At 61.4% G+C, this 24,900-nt stretch carries 16 protein-coding genes and 1 other RNA gene; 7 read left to right on the plus strand and 10 right to left on the minus strand.

The features are described 5' to 3' along the window. Positions 1–2: 2 nt before the first annotated feature. From ACXAF3_RS08305 to ACXAF3_RS08315, 3 genes are all read right to left on the minus strand, one after another. On the minus strand, positions 3–1,490 hold the full coding sequence (locus ACXAF3_RS08305; RefSeq protein WP_475111827.1) for a phospholipase D-like domain-containing protein: 1,488 nt from the start codon (positions 1,488–1,490) through the stop codon (positions 3–5). 52 nt (positions 1,491–1,542) lie between these two features. Further along, a complete protein-coding gene (locus tag ACXAF3_RS08310; RefSeq protein ID WP_475111828.1) occupies positions 1,543–2,058 on the minus strand; it encodes a hypothetical protein in 516 nt (171 codons plus the stop codon). Between the two features lie 175 nt (positions 2,059–2,233). Then, on the minus strand, positions 2,234–4,471 hold the full coding sequence (locus ACXAF3_RS08315; protein WP_475111829.1) for a tetratricopeptide repeat protein: 2,238 nt from the start codon (positions 4,469–4,471) through the stop codon (positions 2,234–2,236). Between the two features lie 380 nt (positions 4,472–4,851). On the opposite strand from ACXAF3_RS08315, the gene ACXAF3_RS08320 reads away from it, so the two are divergent. Next, positions 4,852–5,859 carry an HAD family hydrolase gene (locus tag ACXAF3_RS08320; protein WP_475111830.1) on the plus strand — a complete coding sequence of 336 codons (1,008 nt, stop codon included), beginning with the start codon at positions 4,852–4,854 and terminating at the stop codon, positions 5,857–5,859. A gap of 308 nt (positions 5,860–6,167) precedes the next feature. Here the strand turns inward: ACXAF3_RS08320 and ACXAF3_RS08325 are convergent. Beyond that, positions 6,168–6,245: non-coding RNA, sX9 sRNA (locus ACXAF3_RS08325), on the minus strand. A gap of 133 nt (positions 6,246–6,378) precedes the next feature. On the opposite strand from ACXAF3_RS08325, the gene ACXAF3_RS08330 reads away from it, so the two are divergent. Next, positions 6,379–7,932 carry an arylsulfatase gene (locus tag ACXAF3_RS08330; protein ID WP_475111831.1) on the plus strand — a complete coding sequence of 518 codons (1,554 nt, stop codon included), beginning with the start codon at positions 6,379–6,381 and terminating at the stop codon, positions 7,930–7,932. A gap of 380 nt (positions 7,933–8,312) precedes the next feature. Here ACXAF3_RS08330 and ACXAF3_RS08335 read toward each other — a convergent pair whose 3' ends face one another. Next, entirely contained in the window at positions 8,313–9,929 is a 1,617-nt protein-coding gene (locus ACXAF3_RS08335; RefSeq protein ID WP_475111832.1) for a DUF1254 domain-containing protein, read from the minus strand. 254 nt (positions 9,930–10,183) lie between these two features. On the opposite strand from ACXAF3_RS08335, the gene ACXAF3_RS08340 reads away from it, so the two are divergent. Together ACXAF3_RS08340 and ACXAF3_RS08345 are read left to right on the plus strand one after the other, a co-directional pair. Then, positions 10,184–11,290: a cation diffusion facilitator family transporter gene (locus tag ACXAF3_RS08340; protein WP_475111833.1), complete on the plus strand. Its 1,107-nt coding sequence runs from the start codon at positions 10,184–10,186 to the stop codon at positions 11,288–11,290. A 64-nt stretch (positions 11,291–11,354) separates the two neighbouring features. Further along, positions 11,355–13,034, plus strand: a complete 1,680-nt coding sequence (locus ACXAF3_RS08345; RefSeq protein ID WP_475111834.1) for an NAD-dependent malic enzyme — start codon at positions 11,355–11,357, stop codon at positions 13,032–13,034. Positions 13,035–13,394: 360 nt separating this feature from the next. On the opposite strand, the gene ACXAF3_RS08350 is transcribed toward ACXAF3_RS08345, so the two are convergent. Together ACXAF3_RS08350 and ACXAF3_RS08355 are read right to left on the minus strand one after the other, a co-directional pair. Next, positions 13,395–14,693, minus strand: a complete 1,299-nt coding sequence (locus tag ACXAF3_RS08350) for an MgtC/SapB family protein (protein WP_475111835.1) — start codon at positions 14,691–14,693, stop codon at positions 13,395–13,397. Between the two features lie 105 nt (positions 14,694–14,798). Next, positions 14,799–16,076 carry a hypothetical protein gene (locus tag ACXAF3_RS08355; protein WP_475111836.1) on the minus strand — a complete coding sequence of 426 codons (1,278 nt, stop codon included), beginning with the start codon at positions 16,074–16,076 and terminating at the stop codon, positions 14,799–14,801. Positions 16,077–16,660: 584 nt separating this feature from the next. Here ACXAF3_RS08355 and ACXAF3_RS08360 point away from each other — a divergent pair. Beyond that, entirely contained in the window at positions 16,661–18,958 is a 2,298-nt protein-coding gene (locus ACXAF3_RS08360) for a hypothetical protein (RefSeq protein WP_475111837.1), read from the plus strand. A gap of 31 nt (positions 18,959–18,989) precedes the next feature. Next, positions 18,990–19,277: a hypothetical protein gene (locus ACXAF3_RS08365; protein WP_475111838.1), complete on the plus strand. Its 288-nt coding sequence runs from the start codon at positions 18,990–18,992 to the stop codon at positions 19,275–19,277. A gap of 159 nt (positions 19,278–19,436) precedes the next feature. Here the strand turns inward: ACXAF3_RS08365 and greB are convergent, their stop codons facing one another. Both greB and ACXAF3_RS08375 read right to left on the minus strand, forming a co-directional pair. Continuing rightward, on the minus strand, positions 19,437–19,937 hold the full coding sequence (gene greB, locus ACXAF3_RS08370) for a transcription elongation factor GreB (protein ID WP_475111839.1): 501 nt from the start codon (positions 19,935–19,937) through the stop codon (positions 19,437–19,439). A gap of 7 nt (positions 19,938–19,944) precedes the next feature. Continuing rightward, entirely contained in the window at positions 19,945–21,894 is a 1,950-nt protein-coding gene (locus ACXAF3_RS08375) for a S9 family peptidase (protein ID WP_475111840.1), read from the minus strand. A gap of 252 nt (positions 21,895–22,146) precedes the next feature. Here ACXAF3_RS08375 and ACXAF3_RS08380 point away from each other — a divergent pair, with 252 nt between their 5' ends. After that, complete coding sequence (locus ACXAF3_RS08380) at positions 22,147–23,013, plus strand: beta-keto acid cleavage family enzyme (protein WP_475111841.1); 867 nt, start codon at positions 22,147–22,149, stop codon at positions 23,011–23,013. A gap of 66 nt (positions 23,014–23,079) precedes the next feature. Here ACXAF3_RS08380 and ACXAF3_RS08385 read toward each other — a convergent pair whose 3' ends face one another. Further along, positions 23,080–24,750 (minus strand): sulfatase-like hydrolase/transferase, encoded by a 1,671-nt coding sequence (locus tag ACXAF3_RS08385; RefSeq protein WP_475111842.1) that lies wholly within the window; start codon positions 24,748–24,750, stop codon positions 23,080–23,082. Between the last annotated feature and the right edge of the window lie 150 nt (positions 24,751–24,900).

The raw sequence follows: 24,900 nt of genomic DNA on the forward strand, positions 1-24,900 counted from the left end.
TCTCAGATCTGAGAGTCGATCGGCAGTATCGACAGCAGCCAAGACAGAAAACGCTGCCAAAACGTGCTTTGTGGATCTCTGCACGCCGCTATTTCATGACCGTCCTTGCCGGCACCGTACCAAGTGATATTGCCGTCCCTCCCAAGTTCGAGCCGCCAGGCTGCATCGGGTGCGGTCCACTCGGTAAAGATCCGATCCAGCTGGCGATTGATTTCGCTGCTCTCGATCAGAATACCGATTTCCGTATTGTACAGAATCGAGCGGCTGTCCAGATTAATGGAGCCGACAAAACTGCAGTTGCCGTCCATCACAAAAGCCTTTGCGTGCAGGGTTGCCCGGGATTTGTCCCTGAACCAGTGTAGCCGGTGCTGCCTTTCTGCCGTTGGGCGCAGCTCCCATAGTTTTGCGCCGGCGCGTAACAGAGACTTGCGGTAGCGCGAGTAGGCGCCGTGAGCAGCGGCCGTGTCGTTGGTGCTGAGTCCGTTGGTCAGTATGCCGACCTCCACGCCTCGCCCCATCAGTTCGCAAAGCAGGTGCATCCCCGGCCTGCCGGGAATAAAGTAGGCATTGCTGATCAGCAACCGCCGGCGTAAATTCTGCACGACCTTTTTCAGCTGGTAGCCCGGGTATTCAGTGAGCGGGATACGCTTGTGGTCCATCACCTTTTCCGGCGGGTCGGAAAACAGGGTGGCGTTTCCCCAGTGAAATGCCAGATTGCCGCCCACCAGCGTCTTCGCCAGTGTGGAATTCCGCAATGTGCGGATTGACTCGGATTGCCCCGCCGTGTATTCCACCAGCCGGGCGCGCAGCAGATGCAGGGGGTTATCCCCGTCTTGACCCTGTGATAGTTCGCTTACCGGCACCGATGCGGGACTGCTCCAGAAGTCGTTGAAGGTCGAGGCTGCTTCCGCAACAACCGCGCCTATTGCTATCACATCGATATCGAGGAATTCGACCTCTGCGTCGGAGAAATAGCGATCGGAGACATTGCGGCCTCCGAGGATGATGGCCAGGCCATCGGCAATCAGCAGCTTGTTGTGCATGCGGTGATTGATTCGCCAAAGGTTCAGCGCTTCGACAAGGCTTTTCCGCAGACCTCTATGGCCACCCACAGGATTGAATATCCGCACCTGCATATTGGGATGGCTGTCCAGTGCTGCTATCCAGGGATTGGTCATTCGGGTACCGAGATCGTCCACCAGTAGTCGCACACATACGCCGCGGTCCGCGGCTTCGAGCAGCTTTTCGGCGAGCATGGCCCCGGAAGTATCATCGGCGTAAACGTAGTACTGCAGATCCAGAGAAACGACCGCCTCCTCGATCAGCGTTGCACGGGCGGCGAGTGCGGGTAGCCCTTCGTGTAGCAGATGAACGCCGGATTGCTGCGCGGGGTGCCGGCGGATCCCGGCACGGATGGCGCGCCCCAACCGGGTATCGACGGCTTCGGGCGGGGTTGCGTGGATTGAAGGATGGGGAGAGCCCTTTTTCATGGATAGATATCCGGCGCCCGACGGCCCGCTGCTGAGGTCAAAATCCCCGCCGTCAGTTGTTTTTTTTCACAGCGACATCCGCGTTCTGCCGGCCCTGCAGCCTGTCTGGACATATCTTCAGGAACAGCCCCAGGGCGATCAACAGGATTGCCGCGCAGAATATCACGGCGATGGGTGCCAGCAGCTCCTCGGTCTTTTCGTCCTGAACCAGCTTGATGACCAGTACCAGCCCCTCCAGCGCCAGTGCCACGCAGACGACGATAATGAAGCGCGCGGCGGACTCCAGCAGCACGAAGAAGGTGGAAATCCTGTGTTCCGAATACAGGTTGATCTTTATGACCACATAGAGTTCAAACATTGCCAGGGAGATAATCAGGTTGCTGATGGCGTTGATCACTACCTCTGGGATTTCGTTCTCTATGTAATAGATTTCCGAGGTCAGGATAAAGTGGGTGAAGGTGGCAACCGTGGAAATGAATATCGCGGCGCACAGTATCAGGAAGAAGGCGGAAAACAGGTTCAGGAATACGAGATTCACCGAGAGCTTTGAGAATATTGATTTCGCCATTTTTTCCCTGGAATACGCTTGGCGCCCTTTGGGGGAAGTGCCGACCGGGGCATATCACCGAGTGGTCGGGGGACTTAGATTAGCCTAGCAGCCCCGGGGGAAAGAGCGGTACGGCCGGATCCGGGTAGCGGTGTCGCCACCTGTTCGAGATCAATAACTAGTCGACTGTTGGGGATCAGCGCAGCATCTGCTCATAGCGATCGGCGGCCTGTCGGTTGCCCCTTTCCCGGTTGATGGAGGCGAGCGCCGCGAGAATATCCCGGTGGGCGGGAAAGCGCTGCCGCCCGCGCTCCAGTTCCGCCAGGGCGGTATCCGGTTTGCCGGAGGAGTTGAGGGCGATGGCGTAGACATAGATATAGCGCGCGGTGGCGGTTTCGCTGTGCGCGGCTTCGCGCAGGTAGTTTAACGCCTCCGAGCTGCGCTGCTGGCGCACCAGGGCGAGCCCCAGCGCGTGCTGAACCGGTGTCTTGTCGCGGACATGATTGAGCGCTTCGCGGAGCAGCGCTTCCGCTTTATCCTCTTCGCCGAGCGCGCGGTATAGATCGGCCAAGTTGATGTAAGCCGGCGTGTAATAGGGCGCTACTTTCATTGCGCGCCGGTAGAAGGCCTCGGCCTGTTGCGCGTTGCCCCGCTGTGCGTGCAGTCCGCCCAGATTGGCCAGGGACTCGGGGCGATCGGCATTGAAGGACTCTGATACCAGGTAGTGATTCAGCGCGCGGGCAAAGCGCTGTTGCACTTCCGGCGGATAGCCATCCACCGGCAAATCCGACAGCGCGTTGGCCGCGAGTGCCGCGATTACGCGCTCATCTTCATATAGCAGCGGAATAGCAGCGGCGGGGCGTATCTGTGGCGGCAGCGCTTGCAGGGATTGCGCCAGACCGAGCTGGAGCAGGGGATTGTCACCCTGGGCGATCGCCTGTAGCAGCTGGGCCGACTGCATGGACAAGTAGCGCGGCAGCAGGCTGACCGCCGTGGCGCGGGCAATATCCGCCTGGGACTCGTCGCCGATCAACTCTATCAGTTTTGCTTCCGCGCCGGGGAGGCCGTGGCGGCCGGCATAAATGGCCTCGCCATAGTGCATTCCCGTAGGCCTGCCGAATCTCTCTTTCAGCACCTGCGCGGCCCAGCTGTCCGGCTTGTTCCTGTGGCAGTCGGTACAGGCGTTGGGTGTTTGCAGTTTTTCCGACAGCTCCGGACGCGGGATACGAAAACTGTGGTCGCGGCGGGCGTCCACCTGCATATAGGTCCTGGCCGGCATATGGCAGCTGACGCATTGAGCGCCGGCGCTGTCCGCCGGATGGAAGTGGTGGTCAGCGCTGTCGAACTTTTCCGGCAGGTGGCATTGGGCACAGACCGCATTACCCGGGGCGCGCAACTGCAAACTGTGCGGGTCGTGGCAATTGCTGCAGGTCACGCCGGCTGCGTGCATCCTGCTCTGCAGGAAGGAACCATAGACGTAGACCTCGCCGTCGATCTGCCCGTCTGCGTGGTACAGGCCCTCTTCAAGCAGCGACAGATTGAAATGGTCCATAAAGGGCGCGCCCGCCTGGGCGCCGGGAAAGGCGGTGGTGCGGCGGGAATGGCACTGGGCACAGGTCGCCAGTTCCCGCTGTGAGTCCGCCGGATCGGCGAGTTGCGCGATACCGCTCGCGGTGTTCATCCGCCAGGCGGCGCTTTTGCGCCCGCTATAAGAAACGGCGAGGCCTTTGTCGACAATATCTGCGTTCGGGTTCTGTGCCCACTGCAGGTGGCGCGAGCCCGGTCCGTGGCAGGCCTCACAGGCAACGTTGATCTCGGACCAGCGCGTAGTGTATGTCTGGCTGGCCAGATCGTAGTTTTTCTGTAGATTGGTCGAGTGACAGTCGGCGCACATAAAGTTCCAGTTCTGGTTGAGACCGGTCCAGTGCAGCTCGTCGCCGGATGCTATCTGCTCGTTCGGGTAGAGGTGGAACCAGCGCTGACCGCCATCTTCTTTGCCGCGCGAATCCCAGGCGATACTCAGCGCCTGCAGCCTTCCGCCGGGAAGCTCGAGCAGATATTGCTGTAGCGGATAGACGCCGAAGGTATAGGCGATGGGATAGTCTTGCAGATCGCCGTCCGGGCCATCGGTTTGCACAAGGAACTTGCCATCCTGGCGGAAAAAGCGCGATCTGATGCCGTTGTAGCTGAATTCGGCATTGCCGAAGTCGCCCAGTACCGTGGCCTCACTGGCTTCTTTCATCGCCAGATCGTGGTGCGAACCCTGCCACGACTGGAACTCCTGCCGGTGGCAGGAGACGCAGTGTTCACTGCCCACATAAGTGGTGGGCGGCATGGTCCCGGGGGCGGCCCGATTTTCCCGATCCGGCGGCGCGCTTGTGTCGCAGCCGCTGAGCACCAGGGCGAACAGCAGGGTCCTGATGAGTAGCGGCATATTTGTCCCGAACAGTGCCATGGCGTAGTGGGGCAGGTGATTGAATGCTGTGTCGTTGTTGTTGAATCCGCGGCCAGTCAGGTGGCGTGGGTCTCATTAGGTTAGACCAGACTGTGGTTGAGCCGCGTAGATTCCGAGTCTATCCGGCGCAAGCGACCACACAGATCCCGGCCGATCCCGATAACAGCTTCTGCCGGTGGCCCTGCCGAGCCGTGTCGGAGCGCGTCAGTGCCGGGCCGGTAATCCATCTGTAATGGTGACCGCCAAGTTCTCGCCGGGTATCTGCAATCCAGTTGCCGAAAAGTGCGCTAGGGTAAATTTGTACGCCATATTCCATCAGACCTTCTGATCCGCGTGGCAATGCGTGCCGAGGAGTAATTATGAGAGCCTGGCGCTTGCTCCGTACCCTGCTGGCCCTGGGATTTGTCCTGGTAGGGCTCGGTGGAGCCGCAATCGCACAGGTGGCGGACCCGCTGCCATCCTGGAATGCCGGTAAAACCCGGCAGTCCATTATCGATTTCGTCGACAAGACCACCAGCGAGGGGTCCGCCGATTTTGTGCCGCCCGAGCGGCGCATCGCCACTTTCGACAACGACGGCACCCTGTGGGCGGAACGTCCGATCTACTTCCAGCTGCTCTATGCCATCGACAAGGTCAGGGAGATGGCGCCGCAGCACCCGGAGTGGAAACAGAAAGAACCCTTTGCCTCAGTACTGAAAGGCGACACGAAAAAGGCGCTGGAAGGCGGAAAACCCGCCCTGATGCAGCTGTTGGCAGCAACCCATGCCGGTATGACCGGCGAAGAGTTCCAGCTCAGCGTCAAGGAATGGCTGGCGAAGGCCCGGCATCCAGAAACCAAAAGGCCCTATACCGAGATGGTCTACCAGCCAATGCTGGAACTGCTCGACTACCTGCGAGCGAACGGCTACAAGACCTTTATCGTCTCCGGTGGCGGTATCGATTTTATGCGCGCCTTCGCCGAAAAGACCTATGGAATCCCCCCCGAACAGGTGGTGGGAAGCAGCCTTAAGGCCAGGTACGAAGTGCGCGACGGCAAACCCGCCATCGTCAAACTCCCCGAAGTGGATCTGATCGACGACAAGGCGGGAAAACCGGTGGGTATCTATCAGAATATCGGCCGCCGCCCGGTCTTTGCCGGGGGCAACTCCGACGGAGACTTCGAGATGTTGCAGTGGACCACTGCCGGCGGCGGAGCGCGATTCGGCCTGCTGATTCACCACACCGATGCCGAGCGCGCGTGGGCCTATGACCGGGACTCGCCGGTGGGACGCCTGGACAAGGCCCTCGATGCCGCACCAAAGGCGGGCTGGACGCTGGTCGATATGCAGAATGACTGGAAAGTGATATTCCCCTGGGGCAACCGGTAGCCCTGAATCAACCAGGGAGCCTCTGAATAAGTCCGCGATACCTCTGGCTTGCAGAGCGGTTCACAATCAAGGCGCGGCTTCGCAGGAGTGTCTGGACCTTTCAAGAAGCCGCAACGCAGAGTGTGGATCGCTCTGCAAGCCCCGCAGAGACATTACGGACTTAACCAGAGGTTCCCTAGCAGGCCATGGATGGCCGGGTCGCAAATCAAGTACTTAAGTGCTTGATTTGTCGTGGAGGGTTTGCGGACATGCGTCGCAAACCCGGGCTGAAAAAAACCATGGATGGTTTTTTTCAGCAGCCTGCTAGAGGCTGTTTCATAACGTAGCGAGCGGGTGACTGGTGGTGGCCGCCGGAGCGGAGGCACCGCAGTGTACAAGTAGTACGTGAGGATGCCGAGCACCGCCGGACGCCGCCAGGCGCCCGTGTAGTAGTTATGAAACAGCTTCTAGTCTTGTATTGTGCCGGAGGCCCCTCGTCCTCCCGCATGGCTATATCAGGACAAAACCCGGGAGAAAGCGATGTATCTGTCCTCACCGCGCTGGCTGCTTCTGATTCCGTTATCCCTGTTTCTACTCTACCAAAGCGCCGCCTGGGCCCAGGAGAAGCCCAATATTCTCGTGATCTGGGGCGATGATATCGGCATTACCAATATCAGTTTCAACAGCCGCGGGCTGATGGGCTACCAGACGCCAAATATCGATCGCATTGCCAAAGAGGGGTTGTCCTTTACCGACTACTATGGGCAGCAGTCCTGCACCGCCGGGCGGGCGGCCTTCCTGGGCGGCAATGTGCCGGTGAGGACAGGCATGACCAAGGTCGGCCTCCCCGGGGCGAAGGAGGGCTGGCAAGAGTCCGATGTCACCATCGCCACGGTGATGAAGAGCCTGGGGTATGTCACCGGCCAGTTCGGCAAGAACCACCAGGGGGACCGCGACGAGCATCTGCCGACCAATCACGGATTCGATGAGTTTTTCGGCAACCTGTATCACCTGAATGCCGAGGAGGAGCCAGAGCACAGGGACTACCCGAAGGATCCGGAGTTTCGCAAGAAGTATGGCCCGCGCGGTGTGATCCGCTCCAGGGCGGGCGGAAAGATCGAAGACACCGGTCCCCTGACCAAAAAGCGCATGGAGACCATCGACGATGAAACGTTGAATGCGGCGATCAATTTTATCAAGCGGGCACACGAGGCTAAGAAGCCCTTTTTCGTGTGGTGGAATGCGACCCGCATGCACTTCAGAACCCATGTGCGCGAAGAGCACAAAAACCTCGGCGGTCCAAACAGCAATGAATATATCGATGGCATGGTAGAGCACGATCAGCATGTGGGAAAACTGCTGTCTCTACTCGACCGGCTGGGTATCGCCGACAATACCCTCGTGTTCTACTCCACCGACAACGGTCCCCACTACAACACCTGGCCCGATGGGGGGATCACACCGTTTCGCAGCGAAAAGAATTCCAACTGGGAGGGCGCCTACCGGGTTCCGGCTTTCGTGCGCTGGCCGGGAAAATTCCCGGCCGGAAAAACCCTCAACGGAATCGTCTCCCATGAGGACTGGCTGCCCACACTGGCGGCTGTGGGCGGGAATCCGGATATCAAACAACAGTTGCTGAAGGGCGTCAGACTGAACGGGCGCAAGTATCGCAACTATATAGACGGATACAACATGCTGGACTACTTCAGCGGTAAAACAGAAGAGTCACCGCGCAACGAGTTTATCTATGTCAACGATGACGGCGCCATAGTGGCGATGCGCTACCAGCCGTGGAAGGCGATCTTTCTGGAAAACCGCGCCAAGGCCTTTGAAGTCTGGAGAGAGCCATTTACCGAGCTTCGCGTGCCATTGCTGTTCAACCTGCGACGCGACCCCTATGAGCGGGCCCAGCACAATGCCAATACCTACAACGACTGGTTTCTTGAAAGAGCCTTCGTATTGATTCCGATGCAGCAGTTTGCGGCCAAGTTCCTGCAAACCATGAAGGACTATCCACCGAGCCAGACACCGGGCTCGTTCAATCTGGAAAAGATACAGAAGCAGCTGGAAGCGGGCGCTTCCGGCAGCAACTGACAAGCTATGATCAGAGGGCCTGTCCCGGAAACCGGACAGGCCCTTTCTTATACTGGGATTCTCTGAAAAGTGATCAGTTGCCGGCCGGCAACGGCAGGCTGAGCCCCTCTTTTTCAAACGCTTCCCTTACGTATTTGTCGCGCCGCGCTGATGGTAACCGGGCCAGCGTAGGTCTCTGCACTTTTCTCGGCGGGTAAGCTGTTGATAAACAGGTCATGGCGCTCCTGCGGATCCTGCCGTTGCGGTTCGGAATGCGGCCCGTCTGTATCGCCGCCCGACCCGGGGTGCAGCTGGGCTGCGTGTAGAAGGAGAAGAAGGTTATGCCGCCGGCGGCACAGGGGCGATATTCGGTGTGGGCATGCCGCGCCCTTCGCCGCCTGTCATTTCACCGGCTCGATCTCTCCGGGACGCCACCGCTTGGTGAAGAAGGGTTCCAGCGGGCTGTATAAACGCAGTATCGTGAACCAGCCCTTGCCCGGCGTCGTCTGGATCCAATTGCCGCGATCGACGCCCTGTGGCTGTTCCGGACCGAAATAGACGGTAATGGAGCCGTCGCGGTTCGGCTTCGCGGCCGGAGTGGGGTAGCTCTGGCTGCCGGCGCGGGGATAGCGCTGCGGTGTGGCCAGCATCGAGCGGGTCTGGTTGTCGTAGACGGTGAGCGACCAGAACTTTGCCGCGGGGATATTCTTCGGCAGAGTGACTTTGTAAGTCTTGCCGCCGTCGTAGGGGTTGCCGTTGGCATCGAGGAAGGCCATCAGATACTGCGAGCCCACCTCGGGTATGCGCATGATCATACCGGGGGAGTCGAGGGTGTAGCCGTAGTAGAAGGCCGTGCGCGAGTCCAGGGTGCGCGCGCCGGTGGGCGGGTAGGGTTTGAACATCCCGTCTTTGGTGAACCGGGGCGGCGGCGTCTCGAAGAAGGCGCCGCCCTGCCACAGCATACTGCCCCACTGGGAGCCGGGGTAGTAGGCCCAGTCCGGGTGCACCATCGCGTAGCGCCAGTTGAGCAGGCGGCCGGTGGCATTGCCGACCGCGGCGGCATCGGTGAGTATTTTTTTCATGCGCGCATCGGGCTTGAACGGCTGGCCCTTGACGATGCCGATGGCCGCCAGCTGTCCGGCGAGCTCCACATCATAGCTGCCGGCGGGTTCGTTTTGCACATTGGCGTTGATCATCTCGTAGAAGCTGAAATCGTTGGGCGGAATGGTGTTGAACGCCTTGCCGCTGCCTTCGATAAATTGGGTTTCGGGCAGTGGCGGGTTCTTGCTCAGACGCACCTCTCCCTGGAGCGCCGTGGCGATACTGGTGCCGACCCCGCCCGGTGTGTAGGGATAGATCCTGAGGTGCCGTTTGATATTGTCGACAGTCGGTTTGGGATCGTTGTCGGTCAGGAAGGCGCGCCCGGCGTAGAGCACGTGATTGGTTTTGGCGCGCGCAACGTAGAAGCCGCCCTCCGGCAGCGGGCCCTCGTAGCCCGGCGGCACCAGCAGATACTTACCGCCCTGGCCGCGGTCCGGGCCGGGAAAGCCGATATCGATGATCCAGCTGAACCACATATCGTTGATGGTGCCGAGGCCCATCGGCGGCTGTTCGATCACCATCGGGCCCTTGGACAGGTCCACCGCCGACAAGTAGTAGACGGTGTCCGCATTCGCGGTGAGGAAGAGTGAGTTGGCGTCCATCAGTTCAGAAAAAATAACGACGCTATTGTCTTCGGCGCCGATGCTGTGGAAGCCGGCGCGGATGGCGTAGGCGGAGGCGCCGCGGAAGCTGTTGTTGAATACGTTCAGCGCGCGGGTGAAGTCCAGGGTGTCGCGCACCCGCTCGGCGGTTTCCACACTCGGCACACCGTCTTTGTACTCGAGCGGGCCTATGCGGGTCTCGGTTTTTTCCGGCGTGGTAATGGATTGCGGGACTTTGGGGTTCACCTGGGCCGCGGCCAGGCAGGGCAGGGTGGCTGCCGTGGCCAGCAGTGTCAGTTTACTGAGAAGGTGCACTCGCCGCTCTCCGTGTCGATGGACCGTTGAGCAAAAGCATAGAAGCTGTTTCACAACGTAGCGAGCGGGTGACTGGTGGTGGCCGCCGGCGGGTCCGGCCGTGTTGCGTAATAGCAGCCGTTTTCGGATAGCGGCGTCGCAATGGCTGCTGAAACGGGGCAAAGACCGCACTGTCGTTCGCAGCGCCGCTGCGCTAGAGTAGCCTGCGCAATCGGCTGTACATTCAATAAATACAGAGGAAGTTGGGACAACCCATGGCACAAGGATCAAAAAGAGCGGTGCTCTACGCCATCTGCGTCAATGCGATAGTCACTGTGCTGAAAGGCCTGGCGGCGCTGGCCACCCACTCGGCGGCGATGATGAACGAGGCGGTACACAGCCTGATGGATACGCTCAACCAGGTGTTTTTGCTGCTCGGCCTGATTCGCGGCGGGCGGCCGGCGGACCGCGACTACGCCTTCGGGCACGGGCAGAAGAAGTATCTGTGGAACCTGTGGAGCGCCATCGGTCTCTTCTCCATCGGCTGCGGTCTGGGCCTGGCCCACGCCTGGCATGCGTACCAGCAGCTGCATGTGATCGCGCGGCCCGATGCGGTGTCTATCCTGGGGCTGCAGGTGGCGCCTATCTGGATCTCGGCAGTGGTGCTGCTGATCGCGCTGGTGCTGGAGGGCTATGTGCTGTGGGTGGCGGCCACAGAGTTTGTTTCGCGCATGCGTGCCGCCGGAGTCGGGAATCCGCTGCGCTATCTGCGCGACGCGGACGACCCGACGCTGATTGCGGTACTGCTGGAGGATTCGATCGCGGTTACCGGCGTGTTGCTGGCCGCCACCGGTATCGCGATGACACAGCTGACCGGCAACAGGCTGTGGGATATCGGTTTCTCCGTCATTATTGCGGCGATGCTCGGGGTCACGGCCATCTTCCTCGGCATGGTCAATATGCGCTTCCTGACCAGCATCCGCGACCAGGGGGCCGAAAACGCCTTTCGCGAGATCTGCAGTGCGCACCCGGAGGTGGAGCGCTTTCACGACCTGCGCTCGGTGATCGTCGACGAGAGGCACACGGTGGTGGTGGCCGAGGTGGAGCTGCGCGAGGAGCGGCTGGTGGGGGATCTGCGCGAGCGCATCGATGCCCACGAGCGCGCGCTGCTGGCCCGGGTGCCGGAGGAGCGCCTGAACGAGCGGGTGCGCGAATACGCGGAAACCCGCGCGGTGATTCAGGCCACGCTGGAGCGCACCGAGCGCATCGTCGACGAGCTGGAGCGGGAGCTGAAGGCGCGCTGCCCGCGGGTCTTCCACCTGACCGTAGAGGTGGAGGGTATAGCGCCGTCGTCGAAGCTGGATGAGCCGGGGGCCTTGTGAACTCCGGCCGCAGTCGCTAGTCTGCCCGCCTTTCTTTCACTCCGCACCAGATGTAAGCACGGATATGAGTAACAAAGACAAACGCCCCCTCTATATTCCCCACGCAGGCCCCTCGCTGCTGGAGATGCCGCTGCTGAACAAGGGCAGCGCCTTTACCCTGCGGGAGCGCGTCGAGTTCAATCTGATCGGGCTGCTGCCGAACAATGTCGAATCCATCGAGGAGCAGGCCCGCCGCGCCTACCACCAGTATCTGCAGTGCCGCACGGACCTGGAGCGCCATATCTACCTGCGCGCGATACAGGATGACAACGAGACGCTGTTCTTCCACCTGATCGAGCGGCATATCGAGGAGATGCTGCCGATCATCTACACGCCCACGGTGGGGGCCGCCTGCGAGGAGTTCTCGAATATCTACCGCAACCACCGCGGCCTGTTCGTGTCCTACCCGGACCGGGCCTATATGGACGATATACTGCGCAGCGCCACCAAGGAGAACGTCAAGGTGATCGTGGTCACCGACGGCGAGCGGATTCTCGGCCTCGGCGACCAGGGTATCGGCGGCATGGGTATCCCGATCGGCAAGCTGTCGCTGTACACCGCCTGCGGCGGCATCAGCCCCGCCTATACGCTGCCGGTGATGCTGGATGTCGGCACCAACAACCGCGCGCTGCTGAACGACCCCATGTATATGGGCTGGCGCCACGAGCGCATCTCCCAGCAGGAGTACGACCAGTTTGTGGACGAGTTTATCGCCGCGGTGAAGCGCCGCTGGCCGAAGGTGCTGGTGCAGTTCGAGGACTTCGCCCAGACCAACGCCATGCCGCTGTTGCAGCGCTACCGCGACAACCTCTGCTGTTTCAACGACGATATCCAGGGCACCGCGGCCGTGTGTCTGGGCACTATCCTCGCCGCCTGCAAGGCCAGGAAGGAAAGCCTCGCCGAGCAGCGGGTGGTGGTCGTCGGCGCCGGCTCCGCCGGCTGCGGTATCGCCGAGCAGATAGTGATGGCCATGGTGGGTGAGGGCCTGAGCGAGCAGCAGGCCAGGAGCCGCATTTTTATGTTCGATCGCTACGGCCTGGTGACGAGCGGCATGAAGGGGCTGCACGACTTCCAGGCCAGGCTGGCCCAGGACCCGGCAGCCCTCGAGGGCGCCGCAGACTGGGAGCTGCCGGAACTGATCCGGCGGGTCAAGCCCGGCATTCTGATCGGCGTATCGGGGCAGGGCGGCCTCTTCACCCAGGAGGTGATCGAAGCGCTGCACCAGGGTTGCGCCAAACCGCTGGTGCTGCCGCTGTCCAATCCGACCTCCCGCGCCGAGGCCACGCCGCAGGAAATCCTGAGCTGGACCAACGGCGAGGCGCTGGTGGCCACCGGCAGCCCCTTCGAGCCGGTGGAGCTGCACGGCAGGCGCCACACCATCGCCCAGTGCAACAATGTCTATATTTTTCCCGGAGTAGGCCTGGGGGTCATCGCCGCCGGCGCCTCCCGCGTCACCGACAATATGCTGATGGCCGCCTCCAGCGCGCTGGCGGAACAGGCGCCGGTGGTGAAAAGTGGCGCCGGCGCGCTGCTGCCGCCGCTGGCGGAGATCCGCGACGTGAGCCGGGCCATTGCCCTGGCGGTGGGCCGCCAGGCACAGGAAGACGGCGTGGCGCCGGTGGTCGACGAGGAGAAGCTGGAGCGCAGCATAGAGCGCAATTTCTGGACCCCGAACTACCGCTGCTATCGCCGGCGCGCTTTCTAGCAGGTGGCTGAAAAAACTATCCTTGGTTTTTTCAGCCCGGGTTTGCGGCGCATGTCCGCAAACCCTCCACGACAAATCAGGCACTTATGATTTGCGACCCGGCCATCCATGGCCGGGCTATCCGACTGCTGAAAAATACTTTTTCAGCAGCCTGCTAGGGCCGATAACGCCACGGTGCCGGGGCCCTAGCGCACCGTGGCGGTCAGCGTGAACGGCTCCGGCGTCAGCGAGCGCATCGGCTGGCTGACCGTAATCCGGCAGCTTTTCTTTTCGGTGGTGAAACTGTAGTTATCCCTGCCTGTCCCTACGCCTTCGATCGCAAAAAATCGTGTTTCGGCTGCTGGTGGTCAGCGTCGATCGCTATTTGGGCCAGAGCAGCACCACGGCCAGCCCCGCGGCAAAGGGCACGGCAAACAGCCGCAGCAGTTGCCGCAGCAGCGCGCGGCCGCCGAGGGCGCCGGCGGCGCCGGTCTTGAACAGCATATTGGCCAGCGTCGCGATGACCATCGAGCGCCAGGCGGTATCGGCTTCGAGGGCGCCGGCGTCGGCGAGATTGGCGGTGGACAGGGTGATCGCGTCCACATCGGTAAATCCGGAAATCAGCGCCACCACATAGATACCCCTGTCGCCGTAGTAATCGCGCGCGGCGGCGATGGCCAGCAGGATCACCGCGTAGAAGGCGGCGAATACCAGCGCGGTGGCCAGCTCCGCCGGGTTGCTCTGTTGCGGCATTTCTTCCGCGCGGTGTTCCACGAAGCGGTAGCCCACCGCGCAGGTGGTCGCACTGACCGCCAGCAGCACGGCCAGCGGCGGCAGCAGTTCCGGCAGCATGCGCGGCGCGACCACCGCGATCTCCACGAACATGCGGATAAACATACTGGTGGATGCGATCAGTATCACCAGCGCCGCCAGGCCGGCGACGCCCTTGTCGACACCGGCGCGGCGCGCATAGCTGACAGTGGTGGCGGTGGAGGAGATCAGGCCGCCGATCAGGCCGCTGAGCAGGGTGCCCGCGCGCGCGCCCACCAGCTTGTAGGCGCCGTAGCCACCGAGGCCGATACCGACGATCAGCACCACCAGGAGCCAGATCTTGAACGGGTTGAGGACGTCGTAGGGGCCGAAGGTCCTGTTCGGCAACACCGGCAGTATGATCAGCGAGATCAGCGCGAACTGCATGATCGCGCGCAGGTCTTTTTCCGGCAGGCGCCGCGCGAACTGGTGCATGCTCGGCTTCAGGTGCAGTAGCACGGCGATGGTGCCGCCCACGGTGACAGCCACGGCCCTCTCCCCGACCACCAGAAAGGCGCCGAGCAGGAACATCAGCAGCGCCGATACCTCGGTGGTGATGCCGCTGCCTTCCCCTTCGCCCCGCATCCGCGCCAGGTTGCCGAGCACGATCAGCACCGTCATACACAGCAGGCCCGCCGGCACCAGCCAGGGGGAAGCGTACAACTGGCCCAGGCGGGCGGCCACAGCACCGAACAGGGCGATCAGCGGGTAGGTGCGGATACCGCCGAGGCGGTCGGCGGTGCGCTCGCGCTGCAGGCCGATCAGCAGGCCCAGCCCCAGGGCGATCGCGAAGGACACGACACTCTCGGAGTCGATAAATGTCGCCAGCGTTTCCGGGACTCCGCCCGCGCTGTCCGGGGCTTTTCGCATTGGGTTCCCGTGGTTCGGCGCCATGGATTTATTCTAGGGCACTATCGGCAACGGCTATGGCGCAGACGGGAGGTATCCCGCGCCGGGCGGCGCGGGGGGACATTGTCAGCCGTTGGGGCCGCGGCCGCAGGAGCCGATGCGCTCTTTGTACGGGTGGTGCTCGTCGAGGAACGCGACAAACCGCTGGCGGAAATCCGCACAGGAGGCGGTGCCATCGTCGGAGGAGGCGCAGCAGCGCAGCGCCTCGCGCAGTTCGCGTTCCGACACGGCGTCGAAACGCTCGGAGCCGTGCTGGCCGTACATGATGCTGTCGTCCCAGGTCTTTACCGGCCGCCAGGAGTTGTTGCCGTAGGCGCCGCCGTAGAAACAGCCGGTGTCGGCGAGGCAGTTGAGGCCGATATCCTCGACGCCCCATACCGGCGTGCAGTTGGAGTTGAAGTAGTCGTCGCGCTCCTCGTCGGACCAGGCGCAGCAGTCGTAGTGGCCGTCGCCGTCGGCGTCGCTGCAGGCGCCTTCCTCGTCGCGGTTGAAGGCCAGGCACTCGGACCTGCTGTCGAAACCGGGGCAGGCGGCGCTGGTGGACAGGGTGTATTCGGAGGCGGGTTTGAAGCCGTTGCACCACTTGGAACAGCCCGGGCCGTCCAGGTTGGACCACTCCCGGGACATATCGCTGGGCCAGCCTTTCTCCGGCGAGCCGTCGTGATTGAAGGCGCCGCCGTAGAGGTCGGCGAGGCCGAAGTTGTGGCCCACCTCGTGGACGACGGTATTGCGCTGGGCCCTGAGGGCCTTTTCGGCGCTGGTCCAGTCGGGGTCGGCGCCGATATAGATGACCTCGCCGGCGGCGCCGCCGTTGGGCGACTCGGCGAATACGATCTTGATCAGGCCGTTGATATCGTCCGCCGGGCACTGTTCGGCGATGGCCTCGTGGATTTTTTCGTTGTCGCAGCTGAGACTGTTGCCGCTCAGTGCCCCGTCGCGGCCCACGCAGTTGTAGTCCCGCCCGTCATCGATCTCCATCCGGTAGAAGGCCAGGTTGGAGAAATATTCGCTGAAGGGGGCGATGGTCTTGAACTGGCGGTAGACGGCGTCCTCGACCAGCTCGTCGAAATAGGGCGCGCCGTTCAGGTTGATAAAGAGAATTTTCAGTTCCGCCGATTCGCTGCCCTCGAAGGGCACACAGGAGGGCAGGGATACATAGCTGCCGGGCGCCAGGTAACCCCCGGAGCCCGAACCCGGGCTGCCGCCGGAGCCGGACGAACCGCTGTCCGCGGCCCCACCGGGAGAATTCGTCTCGGCGTCGTCCCCGCCGCCTCCACCGCCACTACATCCATATAGGGCGCCCACAAGTGCAATGCAGAAGCAGAGATTCAGAAACCTGGTCATCGGAATTATTGGCCTACAAATAAACGCTGTGCGCCGCAACGAGCAAGCCGTCGCCCGGAACGGAGGAACGGGTTGCAGCGCGTTGGATCTTTTATTGTTTTTTCGTCAGCGACTTGCGCGCGAAGGGAGGGTCCTGGTGTCCCGGGAGAGGGGCGGACGTCTTCAAGCGCTGTACCCTGCTGTGGGCCCGGCAATGCCGCGGCCGGCTTTGGACGTCCGTGTAGTGTCGAGAGTGGTTAATAAGTAACCAGTTTGTTTTTTGACGACGCGGGGAGTTTACCCGCTCTGCAAAGGTGCTTCCACCGTTGCGTACCAATTTGATTGATTTATCAACAGCAAATGTTTTCAAGGATTGGTTTGGTTAAATATTGATCGGCTGGGCGAGGGCCGGGAGCGGCAGATACCTGAAGCGTGTGGCGATCGCAGTCGCCATTCCCGTCGATGGGGGGCCCTATTGAAGTGTGATATGGTTCTCGGTGCCGCCGGGTGGCGCAGTTTTTCCCCGGTATGGCCGGCGCTCGGGTTTGCGGTGGGTATCCGGGCCGGCCTTGCAACGGAAAATCAACAATAAATGGAATATCACCATGGGGAAATCGAGACGCCGCATCGCGCTGTGCCTGCCGCTCGCCTTTCTGCTGGCGCTGTCGGCCCGGGCCCAGGAGACGGATGTGGTTTATGTGCCGTCAGTTGCCTATCACATCGAGTCGGTGGTGGAGATAGGGATCGAAAAGCAGGGCAGTTACAATTCACTGATCACCACCACCCACAACGCCTCCACGACGACGACCTCCAATACCGCCTCCAGCAGCGAAAACGCCCGCGAAACCTCCACCACCAAGACCCGCAAGAAGACCACCAACCCGAGGAAAAGGGCTACCCGCCCCAAGGCCAGTGGCCTCTTCGGCGGAATCGCGCGCGCCTTTGGCGGGGACTTCAGCGGCCTCGCCGAGTGGGGCGGCAACTTTGTCGACCATATGGCCGAGCCGCGCTACAACTGGGATGTGGCGGAGACCTACAGCACCAAGGAAAACGCCAAGACCACGGCCAGCCAGTCCATCGCCACCGCCTGGGAGAACAGCAGCGCGCTGAGCGCCAAGATCACCGAGGAGCTGAAATACGATATCAACAAGGGCTTTATCAGCTTCTCGGTCAATGTGCGCAATATCGGCGAACGCACCATTCGCATTACGGAGCCGTCGTTTGTTATCCACTTGCAACTGGATGAGGGCGGCAAAACCCTGGTGGGGCACACGGAGCTTGCCGGCGGGCAGGGCAGCCTTATCACGATAGCGCCCGGGGAGAGTTACTCCATTCCTGTGCGGGTGCGCAACCTGGACTTTCTCAGCCTGTCGGATAAATACCGCCAATCCTCCGGCATTGTCATCAAGCTGCAGGACCTGCGCGTACAGCACGGCGGCGAGCTGCTGGCGGTGAGTGAGATCAAGGAGCGTTTGCGCGGCACCCATGCACAGCTGGATTATTTTGACGGGCGGCGCCGCACGGTGCGCTATATCAATATTCCGCAATCCGGTATGGCGCTGCGCGATTTCTACCCGCTCGCCCTGGCCAACAAGAACCACCGGCTGAATGACGGCGCCGTAACCGGCAACGACCGCGAACCCTACATAGAGGTGATTAGCGGGCTGCGCAGCAGCCGCCGTACCTTCGATGAACTGCAGACCGCGCGCGAGCGCTATCAGTGGCGGCGCTGGTTCACGTCGGTGGTGGACGACAACGGCCAGGTATTCGACGCGAACCTGGATAGCCGTATTTTCCCCGGCTATGAGGTCAAGCTCGGCTACTACGGTGCCAAGGATATATTGCCGCCGTCGGAGTACCGCCCGGTGGTGTACAGCAAGCCGAATGTCCAGCTGAACAGCGACGCCCTGATCCATATTCCGATAGGTCTGCGGCCCGGGGACATTATCGAGTTCACGGACCTGTCGTTCGGCGATCGCTTCCTGGTCAATGAGGTGCGCCTGGATTTCACCCCGGTCTCCCAGGAGCAGGTGAATGCGCCTCCGGCGGCCGCTGGCGCTTTCGGCGGCTTTGGCGGGATCGGTTTCTCCGCGCCCTTCGACGCCCGGGTGCAGCGGATAATGCTGGGCAGGGATCGTGGGCAGAACGGTTTGTTTTCTTTCTCCCCGGCCGGCGGCCGCCACTACGAGATGATCCCGAGATCCTCGCGCCTCGTCAGCATCGATCCGAAACACCTGATGATCAACCGGTTGGATGGTTTTTCCTTCCGCAACGACGAAGCGCTGTTGTTCCTGCGCCATATCCAGGTGGAAGGTCTCAAGGACAGGTTTGTTCACTACGGAGACAGGTTCGATGATCTGAAAACCAGTTTCCAGCCGGGTTCCATGCACTTTACCGGCACGGCCGGTCAGAGCATCTCGATGGATAAAGTCATGGAGGCGGTAGGTATGATGCGCCGGCCCGGGGAGTCCATGCAGGATCTGATGATGCGTATGCTCAACAAGGGGGATCTGTTCCGCTACGAAGTGACGGAATCCATCGGCAGGGAAGACAATTACTGGCGCTTCGCCACGCCGAAGAATCAGCTCAAGGCCTCCTATATCCGCGTGGAGGACGATAAGGTTGTGCCGCAGGCGCAGATGACCGGCTATCTGCTCGGCAACGGCTACTCGGTGCTGCCGCTGCATATCTCTGCTTCGCCCCCGAGCGGCGGCGCTATGCCCTTGGGAATGGCGGGCCCTTGGGGCATGGCCGGCGATAGTGTCGACGAGCGCAACCTGCTGTATGTCCAGGATCTCGCATCACCCTTTGCGGTGGTGCGGGAAAGTGGCGGCGGCAGCCTGAGTCTCAGCAGCAATATCGGCTCGCCGATCAGCGGCACGCTGCGGGTAGTCCGCTATTGATACGCCTGTGTGCAACCCGATGGAGAAAATTATGAAAGTTATCGTATCGGTTGTCGTGTGCCTGTTGGCCAGCGCCGCCGCCCTGGCGCAGGACGAGCGCCCCAAGTGCCACGTCTATCTGCCCCAACAGGGGTGGTCGGTCAACGTGCGCGAGCAGGTGCGCACCCGCTACAGCAGCAGCGACCTCTGCGCCACGCATCTGTCCGGCTACCCCTGTTACGCCTACTTCGAGACGGAAGCGGGCTGTAGTGCGGATGACGATTCCCTGGTCGACCTGTTCCTGAAAGACGCCGAGCGGGACGGCGTCATAGTCCCGTAACGGGGTTACAGGCTGTTGGAAAACAGCCTGCTAGCCCGGTCGTGGACGGCCGGGCCGCAAATCAAGCACGTAAGTGCTTGATTTGTCGTTGAGGGTTTGCGGGCATGCGCCGTAAACCCGGGTTGCAAAAGGTCAGGGATGACCTTTTGCAACAACCTTCTAGGGCTCGTAGCGGATATCCACCACGTAGTAAGTCGCCCACTGGTCGCCCATTTTCAGTTCCACCTCGTCGTCGAGGCGCCGCCCGAGCAGGGCCCTGGCGACCGGGGAATCCATGGAAATAAGTCCCGCCTTTACGTCGAACTCGTCGGGGCCGACGATGCGGTAGGTCAGGGTTTTGCCGTCGTCGTCCTCCAGTGTGACCCAGGCACCGAAGAAAACTTTCTCGCGGTCTTCCGGGATGCGGTCCACGACGGTGACCTCCTCCAGGCGCTTGGTGAGAAAGCGCACGCGGCTGTCGATTTCGCGCAGACGCTTCTTGCCGTAGATGTAGTCGGCGTTTTCCGACCTGTCCCCCAGCTTGGCCGCGTCGCTGACCGCCTGGGTGACCCGCGGGCGTTCCTCCTCCCACAGGCGTTTCACTTCCGCGCGCATGCGCCGCGCGCCCTCGGGGGTGATATAGCGGGAGCCGCGCGGGCGCGGTGGTCTCCATCTTCCCATCGTTCACTCAATCCAGGTTTTCGATAGTAATGCCCGGGCCCGGTTCCGGCAGCGGGAAATTGAAAATGCGGCTGTAGAACTCCAGCTCGCCCTCCAGGGCCATTTTGATACTGTCGCCGCTGCGGAAGCCGTGGCCCTCGTTTTCGAAGGTGATATAGGCCACCGGTATACCGCGCGCCTTGAGCGCATCCACCATTGTCTGCGCCTGGTTCGGCGGCACCACCTTGTCTTCCATGCCCTGGAAAAAGATCACCGGGCAGTTCAGCCGCTCGACGTAATTGATCGGTGAGCGCGCGCGGTAGACGTCTTCCGCCGCGGGCCAGGGGCCCACCAGTTTGTCCAGGTAGCGGGACTCGAACTTGTGGGTATCCCGCGCCAGCGTGGTCAGGTCGCCGATACCGTAGTGGCTGGCGCCCGCCTTGAAGGTGTCGTGGAAGGTCAGGGCGGCCAGCACCGTGTAGCCACCGGCGCTGCCGCCCTTGATCAGCAGCCGCTCCGGGTCCGCCAGCCCCCGGGCGACCAGGTATTCGGCGCCGGCGCAGACGTCCTCCACATCGGTCAGGCCCCAGCTGTCCTTCAGGCGCTCGCGGTATGCGCGCCCGTAGCCGGTGCTGCCGGAGTAATTCACATCGAGGATGGCGAAGCCGCGGCTGGTCCAGTACTGGACCTTCAGGTTGAGCCCGGCGGAGGTGGCGCCGGTGGGGCCGCCGTGGCTGAATACGATCAGCGGCGGCTTTTCCCCCTGCGGTGGCGCAAAGTGCGGGTTGTGGGGCGGGTAGTAGAAACCGTACACGCGGCGCTCACCGACGGGAAACTCGACCGCCTGGGCGATGGAAAACAGATCGTCCGGCAGTGGGTTGCTGTTGCTGCTGGCGATGGTCTCGAGCTTCCCGCTGTGGTGGTCATAGGCGACCACCGCGGGGAAGCTGCCTGCGCCGGCGGCGATCATCACCGCCCGCTGGCTTTCGCAGCGCAGGCTTTCAATATCGCAATAGGGCTGATCGATAATGCGGTGCTCGCCACTGTGGATGTCGATACTGGCCAGGTGCCAGCGGCCTTCCTCCGTATAGGTGCACAGGATTTCGTCGGAATTCAGGAAGCCGTAGGTGGACATGCCGAACACCCACTGCGGGGTAGCGAACTCGGCGTCCTTCTCCCACAGGGGCTTGTCACTGCCGCGGCGGTAGATATTCCACCAGTTGTTCCTGTCGGAAACATAGAAGAGTTCGCCTTCCGGGGACCACTGGGGTTGGAACAGCGATTCGCCGTCGCCGCCGGCGATTTTCTCACTGCGCGCCACCAGGCCCTGCGCATCCAGTTCGGCCAGATGCAGCTCGGTGGCGTCCCAGGGCATATTCGGGTGCCACCAGCAGAGGTAACTCAGCCGTGCGCCATCGGGGCTCAGGGCCGGGTTGGAATAGAAATCGGCGCCCTCGGCAAGCACCTGCGGCGCGCGCTGTAAGGGGGCGTTCAGGTCTATCGCCAGTATGCGCGCGATCGGCTCGCCGCCGCCGTCGCAGGGGGCGTGATCCTCCTCCACACACAGCAGCCGGTTGCGGCGGCGGTCGAGGGTCAGGTCGGCGTAGCGGCTCCTGTTCTCCGCGGTGATGGGCTCCGGCAGCCGTTTGTCCAGATTCATGCGGTAGATGCGCTGGTCCTCGGCGAGCACGAAGTAGACAGTGTCGCCGTCGACCAGGTAACTGGCGCCGCCGTATTCGTGTGCCTTGGAGCGGATGCTGAGTGGCGCCGGCAGCAGGTCGCGCCGGCCCTGTTCCCGCGAGTACTGTACCAGCACCGAGCGGCCCTTTTCCGCCGGGCGCGACTCCAGCCAGTAGTAGCGCCCGTCCACCAGGCTGGCCTCGCTCAGGCGCACGCTGCCCTGAACCAGCAACTCGGCGTCGATGGCGGATTTCCAGCTGCCGTAGGGGGCCGTCTTCACTGCCGGGGATTCACTCATGGATATAGCTCCTTCTGGCGATTCGCGCCGCATTCTGCCGGGCGCGGCGCGGGGTGACAAGATGCCTTTGTCCCGGCGGCCGCCTGTGCTAGCCTGTATGACCAAGCAAGCGCTTGGTGTCGAATAAGCGCGGAATCCAATGCAGGGCGATGGAAGGCGGGCATAGGGCGGCCGGAATGTCCGCATCTCAATGAATGTCCGCATCTCAATGAATGTCCGCATCTCAATAAAGATAATTCAGGAGGCGCTGCGATGTCCGATGAGGTGGTGATTACCTGTGCCCTGACCGGGGTGCTGACCAATCCCGAGCAGCACCCGGTGCCGGTGACTCCGGCGCAGATGGCCCAGTCTGCGCGCGAGGCCTACGACGCCGGCGCCTCGGTCATGCATGTGCACTTCCGAGCGCAGGAGCCGGGCAGGGGGCACCTGCCCAGTTGGGACCCTGATGTGGCGCTCGCGATTGCCGACGCGATTCGCGACGCCTGTCCGGGCGTATTGCTGAATTTCACCACCGGCACCATCGGCCGCGACCAGCGGGGCGCGCTGGAGTGCATCCGCGCCGGCCGGCCGGAAATCGCCGCCTGCAATGCCGGCAGTCTCAACTACCTCAAGGCGCGCGCCAACGGCACCTGGGCCTGGCCGCCGCTGCTGTTCGAAAATCCGGTGGAAAAGGTGCAGGAGCTGCTGGAGGTCTGCAGGGAAACCGGCACCCGCCCCGAGTTCGAATGCTTCGATGTCGGTATAGTGCGCTCGGTGGGCATGTTCAGCGACGTGGGCATGGTGGACAGGCCCAACTACAATCTGGTGATGGGCGTGGCCTCCGGTATGCCGGCGGATGTGGAGCTACTGCAGCTGCTGCCGAAATATATGAAGCCGGGCGCCCTGTGGCAGACGACGCTGATCGGCCGCGGGGAGATATGGCCACTACATCGCAAGACCGCGGAAATGGGCGGACACCTGCGCAGCGGCGTCGAGGACACCTTCTATCTCCCCGGTGGTGAGCGCGCCGGTGGCAACGGTCAGTTGATCGAGGCGCTGGTGGGCATCGCCGAGGACTGCGGGCGCGCGGTGGTGTCGCCTGAGCGCGCGCGGGAGATATTTCTATTATCACATGGTTAGCGGACATCGCGGGATTGCTTTCCTGCAATACCGCTGGCAAGCGGTGCGGTACTGATAGCGAAAACGTTACATTTCCGGCGTTTTCTGCATAAACAGGAACTGCTCGACCGCCTCTTTGGATTCCGGTCGCAGGTTCTCTATTCCTTCATAGGGAATTCCCGTCGCGGGCCCGCTGTCCGGGTATTTCTTTTTACGGGTCATATGGCGCTGAATCATCCGTACGAACTTACCTCCACCCCAGGCGCCCAACTCGGTTGAAACCGGATGTTCCTCACGGGGATCCCGGAACAAATCGTAAAACTCAGCTAGAATTGCATTCTTGATTGAGCCGGGAAAGGCCAGTTTATACTGCTCCTTAACCACGGCCTCCAGTGTGTCAATGTTGTAGAGGAAGACATAGTCGCGCCGGCCATGGGTCTCGCCATCCAGCCAGAGAGCTGTCTGGTCGACCCCATCGATAATGCGGTCGGTGGGGATTTCGTCAGTAGCATCCGCGATGCGGGCCAGGGTGGTGAATAGATCGGATACGTGTACTATATCCCCAACCACGGAGCCAGCCTCAATCATATCCGGCCAGCGAACAAAGGCGTCCACCCGCACCCCTCCTTCCGTCGTATCCCCCTTGCCGCCGCGGAAAATCAACGGCGTATAGCCGGATTTTGACGAGTATTTGGTGAAGTGGCCGTTATCGCTCATGATGATGACGACGGTGTTGTCGGCAATCCCCAGTGAGTCTATCTCGCTCATCATCTCGCCGATCCACTGGTCCACCAGCTTCATTTTTTCCACGTAGTGACCACCATTTGGGGTGGTGTAGCGGTCGGTAGTTGTTCGTGGCCCGGTTAGTGGGTAGAGGGGCCAGTAATTCAGGAAAAACGGTTTGTTCGCCGACGCCAGTTTGCGCAGCTGCTCCATGGCCTGCTCTTGATATCGCACATTCATTTCATGGTATTTGGCCTCATTCCAGCGTTCTCCGGGCTTCATGTGCACTTCCCGCACGTCCTTGTTGCGAGTGCCTTCCACACCGGTGACCATGGCCGAGGCATCAGTGCGTAACCAGCGGTCCATGGTGAAGCGGTTGTCATAGTTGTTGTCGCCGATGCCGATTGATACCTCTTCATCCGCTGCGTCGTCGTGGAATATGCTTAGCTGCCCCTGCTGATGAATCGGAAATGCAGTATAATCGAAACCCTGAAAGTTCGGCCACGCTTCCCGAATGTCGCCCATATGCCATTTTCCAATGTGCACGGTGTTGTAGCCGGAGGCAGAAAGAATCTCGGCGAGTGTGACCTCCCCTTCCGCTAGTCCAAAACCTGAAATATCGACCGATGTATTCCCCATTCCATTGCGGTACGGCTGTCGGCCGGTCATAAAGGCGACGCGAGTGGGAGTACAGGAGGGCTCCGTATAAAAACGAGCCACGCGCATGCCTTCCTTTGCAAATTCGTTGATCGAAGGTGTCTTATAACCCCGAATGGCATTCAGAGTCTCACTGCCAAGATCCCCAAAGCCGATGTCGTCAATAAGGATGTAAACAATATTGGGGGGATTTCCGCCATTGCGCCTTTTGAAGGCTGCGAGTTTTTGCGACACGATTCTATCCTGTTGCGCCCATTTTTCTCCATTCTGGGCTTTCAAGATGTAGTATTCGGCGTCGTGCACGATTTTGTCGGCATGTGCAAGGGAGGAAATTAGTAGTAACCCTGCGCCAATTTTCGCGAGTAACTGTAGGTTCATCGGCCTTGACGGATTCGTGAGTGGGTTGGTTGGGCTTTACTGTTTACTGAAGGGTGTCTAAAGCGCGTCGTTACATCGTAAGCAGTATAGCAGTGGGGGTTTCTTTCAATGAGCCACTGCGGCACTGGAGATAACGATTGTTTGTGATGA

The sequence above is a fragment of the Microbulbifer sp. ABF4_143 genome (assembly GCF_056160225.1).

Excerpts from the sequence above, each read along its gene's own strand:
- ACXAF3_RS08305 (WP_475111827.1), bottom strand. The coding sequence starts at position 1,490 with ATGAAAAAGGGCTCTCCCCATCCTTCAATCCACGCAACCCCGCCCGAA.
- ACXAF3_RS08310 (WP_475111828.1), bottom strand. The coding sequence starts at position 2,058 with ATGGCGAAATCAATATTCTCAAAGCTCTCGGTGAATCTCGTATTCCTG.
- ACXAF3_RS08315 (WP_475111829.1), bottom strand. The coding sequence starts at position 4,471 with ATGCCGCTACTCATCAGGACCCTGCTGTTCGCCCTGGTGCTCAGCGGC.
- ACXAF3_RS08320 (WP_475111830.1), top strand. The coding sequence starts at position 4,852 with ATGAGAGCCTGGCGCTTGCTCCGTACCCTGCTGGCCCTGGGATTTGTC.
- ACXAF3_RS08330 (WP_475111831.1), top strand. The coding sequence starts at position 6,379 with ATGTATCTGTCCTCACCGCGCTGGCTGCTTCTGATTCCGTTATCCCTG.
- ACXAF3_RS08340 (WP_475111833.1), top strand. The coding sequence starts at position 10,184 with ATGGCACAAGGATCAAAAAGAGCGGTGCTCTACGCCATCTGCGTCAAT.
- ACXAF3_RS08345 (WP_475111834.1), top strand. The coding sequence starts at position 11,355 with ATGAGTAACAAAGACAAACGCCCCCTCTATATTCCCCACGCAGGCCCC.
- ACXAF3_RS08350 (WP_475111835.1), bottom strand. The coding sequence starts at position 14,693 with ATGCGAAAAGCCCCGGACAGCGCGGGCGGAGTCCCGGAAACGCTGGCG.
- ACXAF3_RS08355 (WP_475111836.1), bottom strand. The coding sequence starts at position 16,076 with ATGACCAGGTTTCTGAATCTCTGCTTCTGCATTGCACTTGTGGGCGCC.
- ACXAF3_RS08360 (WP_475111837.1), top strand. The coding sequence starts at position 16,661 with ATGGGGAAATCGAGACGCCGCATCGCGCTGTGCCTGCCGCTCGCCTTT.
- ACXAF3_RS08365 (WP_475111838.1), top strand. The coding sequence starts at position 18,990 with ATGAAAGTTATCGTATCGGTTGTCGTGTGCCTGTTGGCCAGCGCCGCC.
- greB (WP_475111839.1), bottom strand. The coding sequence starts at position 19,937 with ATGGGAAGATGGAGACCACCGCGCCCGCGCGGCTCCCGCTATATCACC.
- ACXAF3_RS08375 (WP_475111840.1), bottom strand. The coding sequence starts at position 21,894 with ATGAGTGAATCCCCGGCAGTGAAGACGGCCCCCTACGGCAGCTGGAAA.
- ACXAF3_RS08380 (WP_475111841.1), top strand. The coding sequence starts at position 22,147 with ATGTCCGATGAGGTGGTGATTACCTGTGCCCTGACCGGGGTGCTGACC.
- ACXAF3_RS08385 (WP_475111842.1), bottom strand. The coding sequence starts at position 24,750 with ATGAACCTACAGTTACTCGCGAAAATTGGCGCAGGGTTACTACTAATT.